The sequence below is a fragment of the Pseudomonas sp. 32_A genome (assembly GCF_017490905.1).
Taxonomy (GTDB): Bacteria; Pseudomonadota; Gammaproteobacteria; order Pseudomonadales; family Pseudomonadaceae; genus Aquipseudomonas; species Aquipseudomonas inefficax.
Map to the genome: position 1 here is coordinate 17,227 of NZ_JAFGYI010000007.1, position 20,437 is coordinate 37,663.

Here is a 20,437-nt window from a genome sequence, read left to right on the forward strand (position 1 = left end):
TCAGCTCTGCGCAACGGACTTGGGCAGGATATCGTTGGCCACCATTTCACCAAACGGGCTCACATAACCACCGGTCTTGGCTTGCTCCGGGCGTTGCACATCCAGGTGCGGGAACAGCAGCTCGGCCACCCGGTACGACTCTTCCAGGTGCGGGTAGCCGGAGAAGATGAAGGTATCGATACCCAGCTCGGCGTACTCCTTGACCCGCGCCGCGACGGTCGGGCCGTCACCCACCAGCGCGGTGCCGGCACCACCACGCACCAGGCCGACACCAGCCCACAGGTTGGGGCTGACCTCCAGCTTGTCACGGTTGCCGTTGTGCAGGGCTGCCATGCGTTGCTGGCCGACCGAGTCGAAGCGCGCCAGCGAGGCCTGGGCGCGAGCGATGGTGTCGTCGTCCAGGTGCGAAATGAGTTTGTCGGCAGCGGCCCAGGCTTCTTCGTTGGTTTCCCGCACGATCACGTGCAGGCGGATGCCGAAGCGCACTTGGCGGCCCTGGGCGGCAGCTTTCTCACGCACCTGGGCGATTTTTTCAGCGACCGCACTCGGCGGCTCGCCCCAGGTCAGGTACAGCTCGACCTGCTCCGCGGCCAGGTCCTGTGCGGCTTCGGAGGAGCCGCCGAAATACAGTGGCGGGCGTGGTTGCTGGATTGGCGGATAGAGCAGCTTGGCGCCCTTCACCTGGATGTGCTTGCCGTCGTAGTCGACCACTTCGCCTTCCAGCACCTTGCGCCAGATACGGGTGAACTCCACAGAGGCTTCATAACGTTCCTGATGGTTCAGGTGCAGGCCGTCACCGGCCAACTCGTCCGGGTCGCCACCGGTCACCAGGTTGAACAGCGCGCGGCCGTTGGACAGGCGATCAAGGGTTGCTGCCTGGCGTGCCGCCACGGTCGGCGAAATGATTCCGGGGCGCAGGGCGACCAGGAACTTCAGGCGCTGGGTCACCGGTATCAGCGATGCCGCAACCAGCCAGGAATCCTCGCAGGAACGCCCGGTAGGGATCAGCACGCCACCAAAGCCAAGCCGGTCGGCCGCCTGGGCGATCTGCTGCAGGTAGCCATGGTCGACGGCGCGCGCGCCATCGGAGGTGCCCAGGTACTTGCCGTCACCGTGGGTAGGAAGAAACCAGAAGATGTTCAGGCTCATTGGAGTTGTCTCCTCAAGGGGGCTCAGCCAGGGCGACGCCCCGGCGCAGGCAAATCAATCAAGGCGCACTGGCGACCTTGGCCGGGGGTGTCCAGATCACGTCCTTGATGCTCAGCGGCTTGGGAATCAGCTTCAGTGCCTGGAACGTGTCAGCGATCTTCTGTTGCGCAGCCACCACTTCCGGGGTGAGCGGCGCGGCACCGTAGCCTTGGCGCTTGACCGAGGTCAGGGTGATGTCGGCGGGCAGGCCGAGCAGTGGTGCGACCTGGTCGGTCACTTCCTGCGGGTTGGCCCGGGACCATTCACCCACGGCGCGCACTTCTTCGATCAGGGTGTTGATCACCGCCGGGTGCTGGGTCGCGTAGTTGCGAGTGGCCAGGTAGAACTGATGGTTGTCGACCAGGCCCTTGCCGTCGCGCAAGGTATGAGCCTGCAGCTGTTTCTCGGCGGCAGCCTGGTACGGGTCCCAGATCACCCAGGCATCCACGCTGCCGCGCTCGAAGGCGGCCCGGGCATCGGCCGGGGGCAGGTACACCGGCTGGATATCGCTGTATTTCAGGCCTGCGTCGTCCAGGGCGCGAACCAGCAGGTAGTGGACGTTGGAGCCTTTGTTGAGAGCGACTTTCTTGCCCTTGAGGTCTTTGACCGACTGGATGGGCGAGCCCTTCGGCACCAGGATCGCCTCGCTGTGCGGCGCTGGCGGCTCGTAGGCGACGTACAGCAGGTCGGCACCGGCGGCCTGGGCGAACACCGGTGGGGTTTCGCCGGTCACGCCAAAATCGATGGAGCCAACGTTCAGCCCTTCAAGCAGTTGCGGGCCGCCGGGGAACTCGGTCCATTGCACCTGCACGCCCTGCTCGGCCAGGCGCTTTTCCAGCGTGCCCTTGGCCTTGAGCAGCACCAGGGTGCCGTATTTCTGGTAACCGATACGCAGGCTCTCGGCCTGGGCTTGGGTAATGGCGCCGAAGGACACAGCCGCCGCAAACAGGGCGACCAGACCGCGACGCAAGAAGACTGTGCGCATGGCGCTCTCCTGTGCGAGTGGGTTCGGGTTGCACCTGCTTGCCTCGTTGTCGGGCGAGTAAGGTGGTGAAGCGGGTCAAGCCAGTCAGATGCTCCAGCGAGCGCTGATCAGGCGTTCGTTCAATACGCCGGGAGCCACGGGGCGCGGCCGGCGGGCCAGCGCAACATGGAAGGTTTCCAGCGCGTCCTGCAGGCGTTCTTCCAGCGCCGCTGCCAGCTGCGCGGGTCTGCTGCCTTCTGCGTAGGCGACCTGGCTGTCGTCGGCGAAGATCCCTTGCAGGGTCTCTTGCGCCTTGAGTGCCGACAGCACGGGTTTCAGTGCGTAATCCACCGCCAGCATGTGGGCGATGCTGCCGCCGGTGGCGATTGGCAACACGATCTTGTGTGCCAGGGCGCGTTCGGGCAGCAGGTCGAGCAAGGTTTTCAGGGCACCGGCGAACGAGGCCTTGTACACCGGAGTGGCGACGATCAGGCCATCGGCCTGGGCCACCAGCTGCTGGAAGTGCTGCACCTGCGGGCTGTCGAAACGGGCGTGCAGCAGGTCTTCGGCGGGAAAGTCACGTACCTGGAACGTCACTACCTCGACGCCCTGGTCCTGCAGCCACTGGCGAGAACGCTCCAGCAGCACGCCGGAGCGTGAACGGGTACTGGGGCTTCCACCGATTGATACGACCAGCATTGCAGCGCTTCCTTGTGTTCTGTTGGAGGTGACATTAACAGCCGACGCATATATCTAGAAATCATATTTTTTCATTTGTTTATTCCATTTTTATCAATTTCCTATTTTGGCCCTTTCGCGGGTAAACCCGCTCCCACAGGGACCGCACCAGGCCTGGGGCTTCCGTTATCCCTGTGGGAGCGGGTTTACCCGCGAAGAAGCCCATGCAGTTTCAGCAGGCATAAAAAAGGGCCGTCGAAACGGCCCGAATATCCCTGCTATGGCTAAGAGCAATGCAACGAGGAATCCTTTAACGATTGGGCTGCGGGGTCAGCCGCAGATAGGGTTTGACCGCCCGGTAACCTTTGGGGAAGCGCTGCTTGATCTCTTCCTCGTCCTTCAGCGAGGGCACGATCACCACGTCGTCACCGTCCTGCCAGTTCCCTGGTGTGGCGACCTTGTGGTTGTCGGTCAGCTGCAGCGAGTCGATCACCCGCAAGATTTCGTTGAAGTTGCGCCCGGTACTGGCCGGGTAGGTGATGGTCAGGCGCACCTTCTTGTTCGGGTCGATGACGAACAGCGAGCGCACGGTCAGGGTGTCGCTGGCGTTCGGGTGGATGAGGTCGTACAGGTCGGACACCTTGCGGTCGGCGTCGGCGATGATCGGGAAGTTGACCACGGTGTTCTGGGTTTCGTTGATGTCATCGATCCAGCGGTGGTGCGAATCGACCGGGTCTACCGACAGGGCAATGGCCTTGACACCGCGTTTGGCGAAATCGTCCTTCAGCTTGGCGGTCAGGCCCAGCTCGGTGGTGCAAACCGGGGTGAAGTCGGCCGGGTGGGAGAACAGAACCCCCCAGCTGTTGCCCAGCCACTCGTGGAAGCGGATCTTGCCTTCGCTGGAATCCTGTTCGAAATCGGGGGCGATATCGCCGAGTTTTAGGCTCATGGGCTGCGGCTCCTGTGCTGGGTTCTGTACCGTATGGGTTCAATGTGCCTGCATTCGATTAAAAATAAAAAGAATAAATACTGATTTATTTATAACCTGCAGGAATTTAGAATTTCAGACATAAAAAAGCCTCGCACTAGGCGAGGCTTCTTGTTCAGCTACGGCTTACAGGAAGTTGTAAGTGTAGTTCACGATGAAGCGAGTCTGGTCTTTGTCCAAAGCGCTCTCACCGCTACCACGGTAGACACCTTGACGCAGGCTGAAGCCCAGGCCTTTGAGAGCGCCTTGCTGAAGGGTGTAGTCGACGCGTGCGTCGCGTTCCCATTCGTTGTAGCTGCCGTCGCCCGACTTGTTGCGGACATCGTCACCACGCAGGTAGGCCACCGAAGCCTTCAGGCCTGGAACGCCCAGAGCCGCGAAGTCATAGGAGTACTGACCGAAAGTGGTGTTTTCACCGGCGCGAGCGAACTGGTTGATCATGCTGTCAGTGAACAGGTAGAAGCTTGCGCCACCATTGCCTTCCAGCGAGGAAGTGGAGCCGTCCTTGCGGACGCTACCCTGGTTCAGCCAGACGAAACCACCATCGTCACCCACTTGCTGGTGACCGAGCATCAGCGCGTGGCCACCCAGGGTGTAGGTGAACATGGCGCTCCAGGTCTTGTTGTCGACCTCGCCCGCGTTTTTCGCGTAGCCACCGTTGTTGTCGAAGGCGTAACCGGTCTCGCCATTCTTGCCGTCGCTGCGGCTATCGAAGTAGCGCAGGTCGGTCTTGAACGACTGGTTGTCGGCGATCTTGAAGACGTGAGTGGCACCCAGGAAGTGCTGCTTGTAGAAGTCTTCCAGGTTCGAGTAGTAGTACTGCAGGGTCAGGTCTGGAGTGAGCTTGTAGTCACCACCGGCGAACTGGAACTTGTTGCTGTCGCGGAAGGCACCCGAAACCGACAGACCGGTACGGTTGCTCGAAGCACGACCCATGGCGTGGGTCAATTGACCTGCGTTGAGGGTCAGGTTGTCGATTTCCTTCGACTGAAGGGTGCCACCCTCGAAGGTCTGCGGCAGCAGACGGCCGTCGTTGGACACCAGGATCGGCAGCATAGGCGCCAGGGCGCTACCGTAGTGGACCTCGGTCTTGGAGAAGCGAGCCTTGGCGTTACCACCAATGCGTGCCCAGTCGTGGACTGCCGAACCATCGGAGTCGCTTGGGAAGAAAGTATTGTTGGCATCAGGACGGCTGCCACGGCCACCATCCAGGTGAATGCCCCACAGCGCTTGAACATCGACACCGAAGCCCACGGTGCCTTCGGTGAAGCCAGACAGGTAGTCGAGCTTGAAGCCCTGACCGCTTTCTTTCTGGTCGATACCGCTTTCACGGTTGTCGTCGTTGAAGTACATGGTGCGCGAGCTGAGCGACAGTTTGCTGTCTTCAACGAAACCGGCAGCGCCTGCTTGTTGGGCGAGAACCCCCAGTGCCACGGCCAGGGCCAGGCTGGACTTGTACATGTTTTGCTCCTCTACGTTCTAATTCTTGTGTATCTCTGGCGGAAGGGTCTTGTGCCCCGCTCACCGTGGATTGGCGATTTAGTCCCAAAGCGTGACCATGAAGTCAATCGTTTCTAAACGTTTCGCGACTTTGGTCTAAGACGCCAGCTGCGCTACAGGATAATGACAATCCTATAAATCCAAAATGACCGTTTTATGAATTGCTAAGATTTTTACGGAATATGTTAGGAACTGTTACTGCATTTTGTTGTATCAACGGCCATTGTCATAACTAAAGGTTATTTGCAAACGTTTGCTCATAACCTAATTCCGGATCGTTCTATCGGGACGGAAAAGCCTAGCAGCGGTCTCTGGTTTCGCCATTGAGCGAAATCACCCCGAGTCGCGCCGTAATGCGATCGATGTGGGAGCGGGCATGCCCGCGAAGCAGGCGACGCGGTGGATGGCACCGGCGTCGCCGGTGTTCGCGGGCACGCCCGCTCCCACATCGGTCGCACTACGGTGGCATGGATTAGCAATTGGCTCCTAAGCTAATGCAAAAAAGTTATTTATTTTAGTTTTCTTAGATCATTTAGCCTTCTCGCCATCCATCACACCCGATTGCCTGACGAGAGGTTCACCATGATCCCGCACGCTCCGCTGCGCCTGTTCGCCGCCCTGACCCTCGCCAGCGCCAGCTGGTTGGCCCAGGCCGCAGACCTCACCGTGGCCTACCAGACCACCGTCGACCCAGCCAAGGTGGCGCAGGTCGATGGCAACTACGAAAAAGCCAGCAAGGCCAGCATCGACTGGCGCAAGTTCGACAACGGCGCCGACGTGATCACCGCCGTAGCCAGCGGCGATGTGCAGATCGGCTACCTGGGCTCCAGCCCGTTGGCCGCCGCAGCCACCCGCAAGCTGCCGGTCGAGACCTTCCTGATTGCCACGCAGATTGGCGCCGGTGAAGCACTGGTCGCCCGCGACAGCATCAAGACTCCGCAAGACCTGGTCGGCAAGAAGGTCGCCGTGCCGTTCGTCTCCACCGGCCACTACAGCCTGCTGGCTGCGCTGAAGACCTGGAACATCGACCCGTCCAAGGTGCAGATCCTCAACCTGGCGCCGCCGGCAATCATTGCTGCCTGGAAGCGCGGCGATATCGACGCCACCTACGTCTGGGACCCGGCCCTGGGCGTGGCCAAGGAAAACGGCAAGGTGCTGATCACCTCCGGCGAGCTGGCCAAGAAAGGTGCGCCGACCTTCGACGCATGGATCGTGCGCAAGGACTTCGCCGCCAAGCACCCCGACGTGGTCAAGGCCTTTGCCAAGGTCACCCTTGACGCCTACGCCGACTACCGCAAAAACCCGCAAGCCTGGCTGGCCAACCCCGACAACGTGAGCAAGCTGGCCAAACTGTCGGGCGCCAAGCCTGCTGACATCCCGGTGCTGCTGCAGGGCAACGTCTACCCGCTGGCCGCCGACCAGGCCAACGCACTGGGCGCGCCGACCACCCAGGCGCTGACCGACACGGCCACCTTCCTCAAGCAGCAAGGCAAGGTCGACGCGGTACTGCCGGACTACTCACCGTACGTCAGCGCCCAGTACCTCCCCAACTAAGCCTGTAGAAAACCGACCGGAGCCTGCCATGGCCTTGCTCGAACTGGAGCGCATCAGCGCACAGTACCCCGGTGCCGAAACCCCGGTACTGGCCGACATCAACCTGAGCCTGGGGCCACGCCAACTGCTGGTGGCCCTGGGGCCTTCCGGCAGCGGCAAGACCTCGCTGCTCAACCTCATCGCCGGCTTCGTCGCCCCCAGCGGCGGGCGCATCACCCTGGACGGCGTGCCCGTCCAGGGCCCCGGTGCCGAGCGCGGCGTAGTGTTCCAGGACGATGCGCTGCTGCCCTGGCAGAACGTGCTGGGCAACGTCGCATTCGGCCTGGAACTGGCCGGCGTGCCGCGCGCCGAGCGTGAAGCCAAGGCTCGCGAAATGCTGGCCCTGGTCGACCTCGAAGGCTTTGGCGAACGGCGTATCTGGCAATTGTCCGGTGGCCAGAAGCAGCGCGTCGGCCTGGCTCGGGCATTGGCAGCCAACCCACGGGTGCTGCTGATGGACGAACCGTTCGGCGCACTTGATGCCTTCACCCGCGAGCAGATGCAGGAGCTGTTGCTGCAGGTATGGCAACGCACCGCCAAGCCGGTGTTCCTTATTACCCACGACATCGAAGAAGCAGTGTTTCTTGCCAGCGAGCTGGTACTGCTGGCGCCCAACCCGGGGCGCGTGGTGGAGCGCCTGCAACTGGACTTCGGCCAGCGGTACGCAGCCGGTGAACCGGCGCGGGCGATCAAGTCCGACCCGGCCTTCATCGAAACTCGCGAACACGTACTGGCGCGGGTGTTCTCCCAACGTCAAAACCTGCAGGAGCGCGCATGAGCAGCCTTGACCTGCCGGTCGCCGGCAAACACAACCCCCAACCCCGGCCAGCCACCAAGCTGCGCCGCACCCTGCCCACCCGCTGGATCAGCACCCTGACCCTGGCCAGCTTGCTGTTGGCCTGGTGGCTGGTGACAGCGGCCGGCTGGATCGAGCCGCTGTTCCTGCCCTCGCCCGCCGACATCCTGGCCAAGGCCGGGACCTTGCTGACCCAAGGCTACATGGATGCCAGCCTGTGGCAGCACCTGGGTGCCAGCCTGGGGCGCATCGGCGTGGCCCTGCTGGCGGCCACCCTCACCGCCATCCCGGTGGGTATCGCCATCGGCTACAACCGCGTGGCCCGCGGCATTCTCGACCCGCTGATCGAGTTCTACCGGCCGATCCCGCCGTTGGCCTACTTGCCGCTGATCGTCATCTGGTGCGGCATCGGCGAGCTGTCCAAGGTGCTGCTGATCTACCTGGCAATCTTCGCCCCCATCGCCATTGCCACCGCCACCGGTGTGCGCACGGTCGACCCGGCCAAGCTGCGTGCCGCGCAGTCGCTGGGCGCGACCAAGGCCCAGCTGATCCGTCATGTGATCCTGCCCAGCGCCCTGCCCGACATCCTCACCGGCATCCGAATTGGCCTTGGGGTCGGCTGGTCGACCCTGGTGGCCGCCGAACTGATCGCCGCCACCAGCGGCCTGGGCTTCATGGTGCAGTCGGCGGCACAGTTCCTGGTTACCGATGTGGTGGTGCTGGGCATCCTGCTGATCGCCCTGATCGCCTTCGCCCTGGAAATGGGCCTGCGTGCCCTGCAACGCAAGCTGGTGCCTTGGCACGGGCAGAGCCACTGAACCCTGTTGACCACGCCAGCAGCCTGGCGCCTGATTGAAGAGACCGACATGAGCCTGACCATCACCCCCCTCAGCCCGGCGCTTGGCGCCCAGATCAGCGGCGTGGACATCAGCCGTGATATCACCGTCGAAGAACGTGACGCCATCGAGCAGGCACTGCTGCAACACCAGGTGCTGTTCTTCCGCGACCAGCCGATCAACCCGCAGCAGCAGGCGCGTTTTGCCGCCCGCTTCGGCGACCTGCATATCCACCCGATCTACCCCAACGTTCCGGAAACCCCGCAGGTACTGATCCTCGACACAGCGGTGACCGATGTGCGCGACAACGCGGTGTGGCACACCGATGTGACCTTCCTGCCGACCCCGGCCCTGGGCGCGGTGCTCAGCGCCAAGCAGTTGCCGGCCTACGGTGGCGATACCTTGTGGGCCAGCGGCATCGCTGCCTTCGAAGCCTTGTCGGCACCGCTGCGCGAGATGCTCGACGGGCTGACCGCCACCCATGACTTCACCAAGTCGTTCCCGCTGGAGCGCTTTGGTACCACGCCGGAAGACCTGGCGCGCTGGGAAGCAACCCGGCGCAACAACCCGCCGCTGTCGCACCCGGTGGTGCGCACGCATCCGGTGAGCGGGCGCAAGGCGCTGTTCGTCAATGAGGGGTTCACCACGCGCATCAATGAGCTGAGCGAGCTGGAAAGCGAGGCGCTGCTGAAACTGCTGTTCGCCCATGCGACGCGGCCGGAGTTCAGCATTCGCTGGCGGTGGCAGGAGAATGACGTGGCGTTCTGGGACAACCGCGTGACCCAGCATTTTGCCGTGGATGACTACCGACCGAACCGGCGGGTGATGCATCGGGCGACCATCCTCGGGGATGCGCCCTTCTAGTTTTTGCCTGTACCGGCCTCTTCGCGGGTAAACCCGCTCCCACAGGTGCTACACAGGCTTCAAAACCAGCGCCGTACCTGTGGGAGCGGGTTTACCCGCGAAGAGGCCGGTACAGGTTATTACCTGACCAGATGCAGGAACTGCATGTGCCGCTCGTACTGGTCGAGGATGTCGTTGATGATCTGCTCTTTGCTGTAGCCCACCAGGTCATAGTTCTGGCTGCCTTCGCTCAGGTGCACCTCCGCCCGGTAGTAACGGCGGTTCTTCAACTCCTGCGTACCCAGCCCACCCAGGGCGAACGATGGCGTGAAGTAGCCACGCATCTGCACCTGGTAAATGAACGGCTGTTCCTCGCCATGGCCAATCTTCAGGCTGACGTTGTCATGGCTCGGGTCGTCCTGGGTAATCAGCACCAGGCCCTTCTGTTCGAACACTTCACGCACATCGGCAATTGCCGGGCGCACCACGTCGTCCATGAAGCGGTACACCTCATCACGCGACGGGAAGTGCACCGCCTGGCTCAGGCGCTGGCGCCAGCCGCCACGGCCGCGGCGTGACTGGGCGAACGGGGCCAGCGAATGCATCTGTGCGATCTGCCGTTGCGACTCCAGGTAGAACGCCTTGTGCAGCCCCCACATCATGCACAGCAAGATAAGCGAGAACGGCAATGAGGTCAGCACCACCGCCGATTTCAGCGAATCGATGCTGCCAGCGAACAGCAGCGCACTGGTGATCAGCGCCGTCATCGCCCCCCAGAAGATACGCAGCCAGTTCGGCCCGTCCTCGTCGGCATCGCCACCCTTGGCCGACAAGGTCGACAGCACCACGGTACCCGAGTCGGCAGAGGTGACGAAGAACACGAAACTGATGAACACCGTCATGGCGATCACCGTCTTGCTCCAGGGGTAGGTCTCCAGCAGCAGGTACAGGCTCATCGACGGATTATCCAGCGCCGACTGGCCCAGCGCTGTCATGCCGTGGTTGATGACCTGGTCCAGGGCGCTGTTGCCGAAGATGGACATCCACGCCAGGGTGAAGCCCAGCGGAATCAACAGCACGCCAAAGACGAACTCGCGGATTGTGCGGCCACGGGAGATGCGGGCGATGAACAGGCCCACGAACGGCGCCCAGGCAATCCACCAGGCCCAGTAGAACACCGTCCAGCCGCCCAGCCAGTCGCGATTTTCGCCATAGGCATAGACGTCGAAGCTCTTGCGCGGCAAGGCACCCAGGTAGTCGCCGAGGTTCTGGATCAGCGTGTTGAACAAATGCTGGGTAGGCCCGGCGAACAACACGAACAGCAACAGCGCGCAGGCCAGGAACAGGTTGATGTCGCTCATCACCCGCACGCCCTTCTCCACCCCGGCGACGGCGACCGCCACCGCCGCGCCCATCATCAGGGTGATGAGCAGCACCTGCACCCACTGGCTGTGGTCGATGCCGAACAGGTAGTCGAGGCCGGCGTTCAGGTGCAGCACGCCAAACCCCATGTCGGCACCCAGGCCGAACACCGTGGCGATGATGCCGAAGCCGTCCACCGCATAGCCGATCGGCCCGTTGATGCGCTTGCCGATCAGCGGGTACAACGCCGAACGCAAGGCCAGCGGCAGGTTGTGCCGGTAGGCGAAATAGGCGAGGGCCATGCCGACGAAGGCGAACACGCCCCAGCCATGCAGGCCCCAGTGCAGGAACAGGATCTGCATCGCCTGGCGCCCGGCCTCGGCCGTGCCCGCTTCGCCCTGGGGCGGCTGCAGCATGTGCGTCAGGGGTTCGGAGACGCAGAAGAAGAACAAGGTGATGCTGATACCGGCGGCGAACAGCATGCCGGCCCACGACAGGTAACTGAACTCGGGCTCGTCGTGGTCGGCACCGAGCTTGATCTTGCCGTAGCCGGACAAGGCGGTGACCACCACGAAGACCAGGTACAGCGTCATCGCCAGCATGTAGTACCAGCCGACCGTGTTGGCAGCCCAGTTCTGCGCCGCCAGCAACCAGTCACCTGCTGCTTGCGGAAAGGAAATGACCACCAGGCCGAAGATGAGGATGAAACTTGCCGCGAAATAGAACACCGGAGGGTTCATGCGGATCTTGCCATTGGCAAGGGAAGGGGTCGGTGCACTCATTGGGGGCGCACCTCGTCGAATGACGTAAGGCTCGGAATGAACGGGTTCAGCAAAGGAATCCTCCTGTTGAACACCGGCAGCGGACCAGCGTTTTTCATTGAACAAGCGTTCAAGTTAACCATGGATCGGATTTCAATGCGAATTGGGGCGCTGATTGGTGTCCTCCTGTTCCGGCCCTTTCGCGGGTAAACCCGCTCCCACAGATACTGCACAGAATTCAAAATCTGTGGGGGTTCTGTGGGAGCGGGTTCACCCGCGAAGAGGCCGGTACAGGCCAAGAAATTGCCAGATCAGTTCTTGTCCTGGCAATCCAGCTGCAGGTTGGCCTGGGTGATGTTGCTCTCGGCCGGCACACTACGGGTCAGCCACACATTACCGCCAATGGTCGAGCCTTTGCCGATGGTGATCCGCCCCAGCACCGTGGCCCCGGCATAGATAACCACATCGTCCTCGACGATCGGGTGGCGTGGCAGGCCCTTGTGCAGGGTGCCCGACTCATCGCTGGGGAAGCGCTTGGCGCCCAGGGTCACCGCCTGATAGATACGCACGCGCTCGCCGATGATCGCGGTTTCGCCGATCACCACGCCGGTACCGTGGTCGATGAAGAAGCTCGGGCCGATCTGCGCCCCGGGGTGAATGTCGATCCCCGTGGCCGAATGCGCCAGTTCCGAGCTGATCCGCGCCAGCAGCGGCAGGCCGGCCTGGTACAGGTGGTGCGCCAGGCGGTGATGAATGATCGCCAGGATGCCCGGGTAGCACAACAACACCTCATCGACACTGCGCGCTGCCGGGTCACCGTGGTAGGCGGCCAGCACATCGGTGTCGAGCAGCACGCGCAGGCCCGGCAGAGCGGCGGCGAAGCCCTGCACCAAGCTCAGCGCATGGGCATCGACGCCGGCCAGCTCGCCTTTGCTTTGCCGTGCGGCGTAGCGCAGCTCCAGGCGGGCCTGGGCCAGCAAGGCGGTCAGCGCAGCATCCAGGGTATGGCCGACGTAGAAGTCTTCGCTTTCTTCGCGCAGGTCGACCGGGCCAAGGCGCATCGGGAACAGCGCGCCGCACAGTTGCTCCAGAATCTGCCGCATTGCCTCGCGCGAAGGCAGCTCACGCCCGCCTTGCTCGCCAATGCTGCGGCCGTTGCGGGTACGCCATTGTTCACGCGCGCCGCGCAGGCCGGTGACGATGCTCTGCAACTGCCAGTGCCCGGATGAAGGTTGTTCGCTCACGGTTTTCTCCTGCCTGAAGAGGCCAACTATTTTTATCGGCAGGGCCGGCCCTTTCGCGGGTAAACCCGCTCCCACAGGGACCCCAGGAGGCACAAGATCTGTGGAGTCCCTGTGGGAGCGGGTTTACCCGCGAAAGGGCCATGCCTGCCTACATAAAACCACTCTACGGCAATCCGTCCCTTGGAAAAAACAACGCTTTATTCCATCCTGCGCTAAGTCAGGCATAAGCCGCGATGACGAAGCAGGCAACCTCGCCTACCCTCAAAGCAGCCAGCACCTGGCAAAAACAAAAAAGGGAATAACAAAATAATTTTTTAGTATTTCCTGGCCTAAGCAGCCGCACCTATAGTCGCCACCCACTACTTCCACAACAAGCGCGGGGCTCTGAAATGTCGAAATTCGCCAAACCGCTACTCAACGCCAGCCTGGCTCTCTTGCTGGGTGCCGGCCTGCTCAGCCAGGCCTTCGCCGGCGAGCAACTGAAGACCATCCAGGAAAAAGGCGTGATCAACGTCGGCCTCGAAGGCACCTACCCACCGTTCAGCTTCCAGGACGAAAACGGCAAGCTGACCGGCTTCGAAGTGGAACTGTCCGAACTGCTGGCCAAGGAACTCGGGGTAAAGGCCAAGGTGCAGCCGACCAAGTGGGACGGCATCCTCGCCGCACTGGAGTCCAAGCGCCTGGACGTAGTGATCAACCAGGTGACCATTTCCGAAGAGCGCAAGAAGAAGTATGACTTCTCCGAGCCTTACACCATCTCCGGCATCCAGGCGCTGATCCTGAAGAAGAAGGCCGAGCAGCTGAATATCCACAAGGCCGCAGACCTGGCAGGCAAGAAGGTCGGCGTGGGCCTGGGCACCAACTACGAGCAATGGGTCAAGCAGGATGTGCCGCAAGCCGATGTGCGCACCTATGAAGACGACCCGAGCAAGTTCGCCGACCTGCGCAACGGCCGCATCGACGCCATCCTGATCGACCGCCTTGCTGCGCTGGAATACGCGCAAAAAGCCAAGGACACCGAACTGGCCGGCGATGCCTTCTCGCGCCTGGAAAGCGGCGTGGCCCTGCGCAAGGGCGAGCCAGAACTGCTGGCGGCGATCAACAAGGCGCTGGACAAGCTCAAGGCTGACGGCACGCTGGCCAAGCTGTCCACGAAATACTTCGGTGCCGATGTCACCAAATGATTGCTGAAAGCCTGCAACTCGTTGTCGACTCCACGCCCTTCTTGCTGAAGGGCGCGGGTTATACAGTGCTGCTCAGTGTTGGCGGCATGTTCTTCGGCCTGCTGCTGGGTTTTGCCCTGGCACTGATGCGGCTGTCGAAGATCTTGCCGCTGAACTGGCTGGCGCGGGTCTACGTGTCGTTCTTCCGCGGCACGCCGCTGCTGGTGCAGCTGTTCGTCATCTACTTCGGCATGCCGCAGATCGGCATCGAGCTCGACCCGATCCCGGCATCGCTGATCGGCCTGTCGCTGAACATGGCCGCCTACATCTGCGAAATCCTGCGTGCGGCGATTTCCTCGATCGACCGTGGCCAGTGGGAGGCTGCCGCCAGTATCGGCATGACCCGCGTCCAGGCCATGCGCCGGGCGATCCTTCCCCAGGCCTTGCGCACCGCACTGCCGCCGTTGGGCAACAGCTTCATCTCGCTGGTCAAGGACACCGCCCTGGCGGCGACCATCCAGGTGCCCGAACTGTTCCGCCAGGCCCAGCTGATTACCGCGCGCACCTTCGAAGTGTTCACCATGTACGTGGCGGTGGCGGTCATCTACTGGGTGCTGTGCAGCATCCTCGCGCACTTCCAGAACCGCATGGAAGCGCGAGTCAACCAGCATGACCAGGAGCACTGAGCATGATTGAAGTCAAAGGCCTGACCAAGCAGTTCAAGGGCCAGACCGTGCTCGACGGTATCGACCTGACCGTGCAACCCGGCGAAGTGGTGGCCATCATCGGCCCCAGCGGCTCGGGCAAGACCACCTTCCTGCGTTGCCTGAACCTGCTGGAAACACCCGATGCCGGGCAGATCCAGATCGGCGACATCAGCATCGACGCCAACCGCCCGCTGGGAGGGCAGCAAAGTGCGATTCGCCGCTTGCGCCAGCAGGCCGGGTTCGTGTTCCAGAACTTCAACTTGTTCCCTCATCGCACCGCCCTGGAAAACGTGATCGAGGGGCCTGTTATCGTCAAGAAGACGCCCCGCGAGCAGGCCATGGAACTGGGCCGGCGCCTGCTGGCCAAGGTCGGCCTGGCGGGCAAGGAAGACGCCTACCCGCGGCGCCTGTCCGGTGGCCAGCAGCAACGGGTGGCCATCGCCCGCGCCCTGGCCATGGAGCCGGAGGTGATCCTGTTCGACGAGCCAACCTCGGCGCTGGACCCCGAACTGGTAGGTGAAGTGCTGGCGACCATCCGCGGCCTGGCCGAGGAAAAGCGCACCATGATCATCGTTACCCACGAGATGAGCTTTGCCCGGGATGTGGCGAACAGGGTGATCTTCTTCGACAAGGGCGTGATCGTGGAACAGGGCGAGGCCAAGGCGCTGTTTGCGGCGCCGAAGCAAGAGCGTACCCGGCAGTTCCTGCGCAAGTTCCTCGGTACTGCTGCCTCCGAGTAAGCCTGCACTGGCCTATTCGCGGGTAAACCCGCTCCCACAGAGAACCTCCACAGCTCTCAAAACCTGTGTAGGCCCCCTGTGGGAGCGGGTTTACCCGCGAATAGGCCGGCACATCTGTAGCAAATCCCTCCTTCTATACATATTCCAAAGTGTTAGTTCATAAACTTTTTATAAAGCATTAGGGTATATGAACCGGACCACCGGACCAGCACATATCTGTCGCGATCAGCTGTAGCGGCATTCATTTTTTGTGAGGTCAGGAATGGTCAGGATCACAATCACCCCAGTGCGTAACGCCAGGGCATTGAGTGCAGCCAAGGAGCGGTACTGATGTCCAGCCAACCCAATACCCAACTCCACAGCGATCTCGACAGTTCGCCACTGCTGCTGCCGGCCAAGGTACTGCGCAACGACGCCGAAGCCCTGCAAGCAGCCCGCGAACTGGCCGAGGTCGCTCGCGAGCAGGCCGCCCGCCGCGACCAGCAACGCAAACTGCCATGGGCCGAGATCGAACTGTTCACCCGCAGCGGCCTGGGCAGCATCAGCGTACCCAAGGCCCATGGCGGCCCGGATGTTTCGTTCGAGACCGTGGCCGAAGTATTCCGCGTGATCAGCGCCGCCGACCCGGCCCTGGGGCAGATCCCGCAGAACCAGTTCGGCATGCTGCAACTGCTGCGCCTGACCGCCACAGAGGCACAGCAGGCGGTTATCTTCCGCAGCGTGCTCGACGGCTGGCGCATCGGCAATGCAGGCCCAGAACGCGGCACCAAGGACACCCTGACCCTCAAGGCCAGGATCACCCGCGTCGGCGACAGCTATCGCATCAGCGGCGAGAAGTTCTATTCCACCGGCGCCCTGTTCGCCCACTGGGTGGCGGTCAAGGCACTCGACGACGAAGGTCGCCAGCGCCTGGCATTCGTACGCCGAGGCAGCCCGGGGCTGCGCATCGTCGATGACTGGTCCGGGTTCGGCCAGCGCACCACTGCCAGCGGCACCGTGCTGCTCGACCAGGTACCGGTGGATGCCGACCTGGTGATCGACAACTGGCGCCAGCGCGACACTCCCAACATCCAGGGCGCGGCCTCGCAGCTGATCCAGGCGGCGATCGATGCCGGCATTGCCGAAGCGGCGATCGAAGACGCCATCAGCTTCGTGCGCGAAAAAGCCCGGCCATGGATCGAGGCCAAGGTCGACCGCGCCAGCGACGACCCCTATGTGATCGCCGATATCGGCCGCCTGAAGCTCGAACTGCACGCCGCCGAAGCCCTGCTGCGCAAGGCCGCGCGGGTGCTCGACGAGGTCAATGCAGCACCGGTGGATGCCGCCAGCGCAGCACGGGCGTCGATCGCGGTGGCCGAGGCCAAGGTACTGACGACCGAAATTGCCCTGCAGGCCAGCGAAAAGCTGTTCGAACTGGCCGGCAGCCGCGCCACCCTCGCCGAGTTCAACCTCGACCGCCACTGGCGCAATGCCCGGGTGCACACCCTGCATGACCCGGTGCGCTGGAAATACCACGCGGTTGGCGCTTACCACCTCAACGGCACCTTGCCCGCGCGGCATTCCTGGATCTGATTTGTAGCCTTTGGGGCTGCTGCGCAGCCCTTTCGCGACACAAGGCCGCTCCCACAAGTAGTGCGCGGTTCCCTGTGGGAGCGGCCTTGTGTCGCGAAAGGGCCGCAAAGCGGCCCCAAGGCCCCGGAGACACACCATGACTACAAACATCATCACCAGCGACACCGAAGCCCTGGCGGTCGCCGAAGAAGTCGCCCAACAACTACGCCGCGACAGCGCCCTGCGCGACCGCGAGCGCCGCCTGCCGCACGCCGAACTGGAACTGTTCACCCGCTCCGGCCTGTGGGCCATCAGCGTGCCCAAGGCCTTTGGCGGGGCCGGCGTGTCCAACATCACCCTGGCCAAGGTCATCGCCCGCATCGCTCAGGCCGACGGCTCGCTCGGGCAGATCCCGCAAAACCATTTCTATGCACTGGAAGTGCTGCGGGTAAACGGCACGCCTGAACAGCAACAACGCCTGTACGCCGAAGTACTGGCGGGCAAGCGCTTCGGCAACGCCCTGGCCGAACTGGGCACCAAGACCGCCAACGAGCGCACCACCCGCCTGACCCGCGACGGCGATGGCTTTCGCATCAACGGCCGCAAGTTCTACTCCACCGGCGCCATCTACGCCCAGCGCATTCCCACTTCGGTGGTCGATGAACAGGGCGTGCAGCAGCTGGCCTTCGTCCCGGCCGACAGCCAGGGCCTGAAGGTTATCGACGACTGGAGCGGTTTTGGCCAGCGCACCACAGGCAGCGGCTCGGTGGTGTTCGACAACGTTTATGTCAGCACCGACGATGTGGTGCCGTTCCAGAGCGCCTTCGAACGCCCCACCCCGGTCGGCCCGCTGGCGCAGATCCTTCATGCGGCCATCGACACCGGCATCGCTCGCGCCGCATACGAAGATGCCCTGCACTTCGTGCGCACCCGCAGCCGCCCTTGGGTCGACTCCGGCCTGGACAAGGCCAGCGATGACCCGCTGACGCTGAAGAGCTTCGGCCACCTGGCGATCCGCCTGCACGCCGCCGAAGCCTTGCTGGAGCGCGCCGGCGAATACCTGGACCGCGCCCGTGACGACAGCACTGCCGACAACGTGGCCGCCGCTTCCATCGCGGTGGCCGAGGCCCGCGCCATCAGCACCGAGATTTCCCTCGCGGCCGGCACCACGCTGTTCGAACTGGGCGGTAGCCAGGCCACCCTGGCCGAACACAACCTCGACCGCCACTGGCGCAACGCCCGCGTGCACACCCTGCACGACCCGGTGCGCTGGAAGTACCACGCCATCGGCAACTACTACCTGAACGATGCCAACCCACCACGTCGGGGGACCATCTGATGGCCAAGCAGATCTTGCTCAATGCCTTCAACATGAACTGCATCGGGCACATCAACCACGGCCTGTGGACCCACCCACGGGACACCTCGACCCAGTACAAGACCTTGGACTACTGGACCAGCCTGGCGCGCCTGCTGGAGCGCGGCCTGTTCGACGGGCTGTTCATCGCCGACATCGTCGGCACCTACGACATCTACGGTCAGTCGCTGGACGTCACCCTCAAGGAGTCCATCCAGCTGCCGGTAAACGACCCGCTGCTGCTGGTCTCGGCCATGGCCGCCGTTACCCGCCACCTGGGCTTCGGCCTTACCGCCAACCTCACCTACGAGGCGCCATACCTGTTCGCCCGGCGCCTTTCCACCTTGGACCACCTGAGCAATGGCCGGGTGGGCTGGAACATCGTCACCGGCTACCTCGACAGCGCCGCTCGGGCCATGGGCCTGACGCAGCAACCCGAGCATGACCGTCGCTACGACCAGGCCGACGAATACCTGCAGGTGCTGTACAAACTGCTGGAAGGCAGCTGGGCCGACGATGCCGTGGTCGCCGACCGCCAGCAGCGCGTCTATGCCAGGCCCGAAAAGGTGCGCAAGGTCAACCACCAGGGCGAGTTCTACAAGGTCGACGGCTACCACCTGTGCGAGCCCTCGCCACAGCGTACACCGGTACTGTTCCAGGCCGGCAGCTCGCAGCGTGGCCTGGCCTTCGCCGGTAACCATGCCGAATGTGTGTTCATCAGTGGCCAGGACAAGGCCGCCACGCGCGCCCAGGTCGACAAGGTGCGCGCCGCCACCCAGGCCGCTGGCCGCGACCCGCAGGCGGTCAAGGTGTTCATGGGCATCACGGTGATCGTCGCCGCCACCGAGCAGCAGGCCCAGGCCAAGCATGCCGAGTACCTGCGCCATGCCAGCGCCGAGGCCGGGGTCGCGCATTTTGCAGCGTCCACCGGCATCGACTTCGCCGCCTACGCCCTGGACGAGCCTATTGCCTTCAGCCAGGGCAACGCCATCCAGTCCGCCACCCGCCAGTTGCAGGATAACGCCTGGACCCGCCGACGCCTGCTGCAGCAGCACGCCCTGGGTGGCCGTTACGTGACCCTGGTCGGCGCGCCCGAGCAGGTGGCCGAGCAGCTGATCGCCTGGATCGATGAAACCGGCCTGGACGGATTCAACCTGACCCGCACCGTAACCCCGGAAAGCTTCGAGGACTTCATCGACCTGGTCATCCCGCAGTTGCAACAGCGTGGCCGCTACAAGACCGCCTACGCCGAAGGCACCCTGCGCGAAAAACTGTTCCAGGCCGACCACCCGCACCTGCCCGCCGACCACCCTGGCTCGGCTTACCGCTTTACCTCTACCCCTGCCCCGACTGGAGCCCTGCACCATGCTTGATAAACTGTTCCGGCCCGTCGCGGCCATTGCTCTCACCCTTGGCCTGTCCGCCAGCGCGTTGGCTGCCGAACCGCTGAAGATCGGCACCACCTCGGCCTTTGCCATCCCGCTGGAAGCCGCAGTGGAAGAAGCGCACAAGCAAGGCCTGGAAGTGAAGCTGGTCGAGTTCAGCGATTGGATCGCCCCCAATGTCAGCCTCAACAGCGGCGACATCGACGTGAACTACTTCCAGCACATCCCGTTCCTGGAGAACGCCAAGGCAGCTGCAGGCTTCAACCTGGTGCCTTACGCCCCCGGTATCATCAACAACGTCGGCCTGTACTCGAAAAAGTACAAGAGCTTCGCCGACCTGCCCGAAGGCGCCAGCGTGGCCATCGCCAACGACCCGATCAACAGCGGCCGTGGCCTGCAGCTGCTGGCCAAGGCCGGGCTGATCACCCTCAAGCCTGGAGTGGGCTACAAGGCCACCGAGGACGACATCGTCGCCAACCCGAAAAAACTGAAGATCCTTCAGGTAGAGGCTGTGCAGCTGGTACGTGCCTATGACGACGCCGACCTGGTGCAGGGCTACCCGGCCTACATCCGCCTGGCCAACAGCTTCGACGCCGGCTCCGCACTGCTGTTCGACGGCCTGGAGAACAAGGAATACGTGATCCAGTTCGTCATTCGCCCGCAAAGCAAGGATGACCCTCGCCTGGCCAGGTTCGTCGACATCTACCAGCACTCGCCGGTAGTACGCGCAGCCTTGGACAAAGCCCACGGCAAGCTCTACCAGGCCGGTTGGGAGGGCTGA

The 20,437-nt window shown here is 63.0% G+C and carries 18 protein-coding genes; 11 read left to right on the plus strand and 7 right to left on the minus strand.

The genetic code is table 11. From position 1 onward, the window contains the following. The 5 genes from ssuD to J5M58_RS06395 form a co-directional block, all read right to left on the minus strand. A complete protein-coding gene (gene ssuD / locus J5M58_RS06375; RefSeq protein WP_207877586.1) occupies positions 1 to 1,149 on the minus strand; it encodes an FMNH2-dependent alkanesulfonate monooxygenase in 1,149 nt (382 codons plus the stop codon). A gap of 58 nt (positions 1,150 to 1,207) precedes the next feature. After that, a complete protein-coding gene (locus J5M58_RS06380; protein ID WP_112251298.1) occupies positions 1,208 to 2,173 on the minus strand; it encodes a sulfonate ABC transporter substrate-binding protein in 966 nt (321 codons plus the stop codon). 84 nt (positions 2,174 to 2,257) lie between these two features. After that, positions 2,258 to 2,851, minus strand: coding sequence for an NADPH-dependent FMN reductase (gene ssuE, locus J5M58_RS06385; RefSeq protein WP_112251296.1), 594 nt, complete (start codon positions 2,849 to 2,851; stop codon positions 2,258 to 2,260). Between the two features lie 289 nt (positions 2,852 to 3,140). Further along, entirely contained in the window at positions 3,141 to 3,779 is a 639-nt protein-coding gene (locus tag J5M58_RS06390) for a peroxiredoxin (RefSeq protein ID WP_013970445.1), read from the minus strand. 165 nt (positions 3,780 to 3,944) lie between these two features. Beyond that, on the minus strand, positions 3,945 to 5,279 hold the full coding sequence (locus J5M58_RS06395; RefSeq protein WP_133978297.1) for an OprD family porin: 1,335 nt from the start codon (positions 5,277 to 5,279) through the stop codon (positions 3,945 to 3,947). Between the two features lie 621 nt (positions 5,280 to 5,900). On the opposite strand from J5M58_RS06395, the gene tauA reads away from it, so the two are divergent. From tauA to tauD, 4 genes are read left to right on the plus strand one after another with little or no spacing between them, the layout of a single operon-like run. Then, positions 5,901 to 6,872: a taurine ABC transporter substrate-binding protein gene (gene tauA / locus J5M58_RS06400; protein WP_112251292.1), complete on the plus strand. Its 972-nt coding sequence runs from the start codon at positions 5,901 to 5,903 to the stop codon at positions 6,870 to 6,872. 28 nt (positions 6,873 to 6,900) lie between these two features. Further along, positions 6,901 to 7,689: a taurine ABC transporter ATP-binding subunit gene (tauB, locus tag J5M58_RS06405; RefSeq protein WP_112251290.1), complete on the plus strand. Its 789-nt coding sequence runs from the start codon at positions 6,901 to 6,903 to the stop codon at positions 7,687 to 7,689. Continuing rightward, the gene (gene tauC / locus J5M58_RS06410) at positions 7,686 to 8,525 is read left to right on the plus strand and encodes a taurine ABC transporter permease TauC (RefSeq protein WP_112251289.1); all 840 of its coding nucleotides are present in this window, start codon (positions 7,686 to 7,688) and stop codon (positions 8,523 to 8,525) included. The genes tauB and tauC overlap by 4 nt, the downstream gene beginning before the upstream one ends. 48 nt (positions 8,526 to 8,573) lie before the next feature. Beyond that, positions 8,574 to 9,407 (plus strand): taurine dioxygenase, encoded by an 834-nt coding sequence (gene tauD / locus J5M58_RS06415; protein WP_112251288.1) that lies wholly within the window; start codon positions 8,574 to 8,576, stop codon positions 9,405 to 9,407. Between the two features lie 119 nt (positions 9,408 to 9,526). Here the strand turns inward: tauD and betT are convergent, their stop codons facing one another. Together betT and epsC are read right to left on the minus strand one after the other, a co-directional pair. Next, complete coding sequence (gene betT, locus J5M58_RS06420) at positions 9,527 to 11,488, minus strand: choline transporter BetT (RefSeq protein WP_166674205.1); 1,962 nt, start codon at positions 11,486 to 11,488, stop codon at positions 9,527 to 9,529. 332 nt (positions 11,489 to 11,820) lie between these two features. After that, entirely contained in the window at positions 11,821 to 12,753 is a 933-nt protein-coding gene (epsC, locus tag J5M58_RS06425; RefSeq protein ID WP_207877588.1) for a serine O-acetyltransferase EpsC, read from the minus strand. A 389-nt stretch (positions 12,754 to 13,142) separates the two neighbouring features. Between epsC and tcyJ the strand changes: the two genes are divergently transcribed. The 7 genes from tcyJ to J5M58_RS06460 all read left to right on the plus strand — a co-directional run bounded on the left by tcyJ (position 13,143) and on the right by J5M58_RS06460 (position 20,437). Continuing rightward, positions 13,143 to 13,937: a cystine ABC transporter substrate-binding protein gene (tcyJ, locus tag J5M58_RS06430; RefSeq protein ID WP_196181221.1), complete on the plus strand. Its 795-nt coding sequence runs from the start codon at positions 13,143 to 13,145 to the stop codon at positions 13,935 to 13,937. After that, the gene (gene tcyL, locus J5M58_RS06435) at positions 13,934 to 14,602 is read left to right on the plus strand and encodes a cystine ABC transporter permease (protein ID WP_063914445.1); all 669 of its coding nucleotides are present in this window, start codon (positions 13,934 to 13,936) and stop codon (positions 14,600 to 14,602) included. The genes tcyJ and tcyL overlap by 4 nt, the downstream gene beginning before the upstream one ends. A gap of 2 nt (positions 14,603 to 14,604) precedes the next feature. Further along, the gene (gene tcyN / locus J5M58_RS06440; protein ID WP_112251285.1) at positions 14,605 to 15,363 is read left to right on the plus strand and encodes an L-cystine ABC transporter ATP-binding protein TcyN; all 759 of its coding nucleotides are present in this window, start codon (positions 14,605 to 14,607) and stop codon (positions 15,361 to 15,363) included. A gap of 330 nt (positions 15,364 to 15,693) precedes the next feature. Next, complete coding sequence (locus tag J5M58_RS06445; protein WP_112251284.1) at positions 15,694 to 16,935, plus strand: SfnB family sulfur acquisition oxidoreductase; 1,242 nt, start codon at positions 15,694 to 15,696, stop codon at positions 16,933 to 16,935. A gap of 136 nt (positions 16,936 to 17,071) precedes the next feature. After that, positions 17,072 to 18,253, plus strand: coding sequence for an SfnB family sulfur acquisition oxidoreductase (locus tag J5M58_RS06450; RefSeq protein ID WP_207877590.1), 1,182 nt, complete (start codon positions 17,072 to 17,074; stop codon positions 18,251 to 18,253). Continuing rightward, on the plus strand, positions 18,253 to 19,644 hold the full coding sequence (locus tag J5M58_RS06455) for an LLM class flavin-dependent oxidoreductase (protein ID WP_207877592.1): 1,392 nt from the start codon (positions 18,253 to 18,255) through the stop codon (positions 19,642 to 19,644). The genes J5M58_RS06450 and J5M58_RS06455 overlap by 1 nt, the downstream gene beginning before the upstream one ends. Further along, a complete protein-coding gene (locus J5M58_RS06460) occupies positions 19,637 to 20,437 on the plus strand; it encodes a MetQ/NlpA family ABC transporter substrate-binding protein (protein ID WP_196181228.1) in 801 nt (266 codons plus the stop codon). The genes J5M58_RS06455 and J5M58_RS06460 overlap by 8 nt, the downstream gene beginning before the upstream one ends.